The sequence below is a fragment of the Shewanella sp. CAL98-MNA-CIBAN-0140 genome (assembly GCF_040309905.1).
Taxonomy (GTDB): Bacteria; Pseudomonadota; Gammaproteobacteria; order Enterobacterales; family Shewanellaceae; genus Shewanella; species Shewanella psychromarinicola.
In genome coordinates this window covers 1-253 of record NZ_JBEOPI010000237.1, presented here as the reverse complement: position 1 = coordinate 253, position 253 = coordinate 1, and the positions used below count along the sequence as shown (strand labels likewise).

The following is a 253-nucleotide window of genomic DNA, read 5'->3' as shown; positions in this document are numbered from 1 at the left end:
AAATGGGATATTATGAATCCTGACAATCTTGAGGCACGCGCACGCTATATAGCAGCACCTGGTGGCGTGCGCACGACTGAGGCGTTTTCTCAGTCAAAAGAATGGTCAAACCTTGACGTCAACCGTGAGTCAGGCTGTATCCGCAGTGCCCAGCATGCTTATTCAACCGATGGTGGCCTTGCTGTACTATACGGCAATATTGCAGAGCGTGGCTGTGTGGTCAAGACCGCTGGTGTCGATGACAGTATTTTAG

The 253-nt window shown here is 50.6% G+C and carries 1 pseudogene; it reads left to right on the top strand.

The features are described 5' to 3' along the window. Positions 1-253, top strand: a pseudogene (locus AAEY93_RS20900) (dihydroxy-acid dehydratase domain-containing protein); the annotation flags it as partial.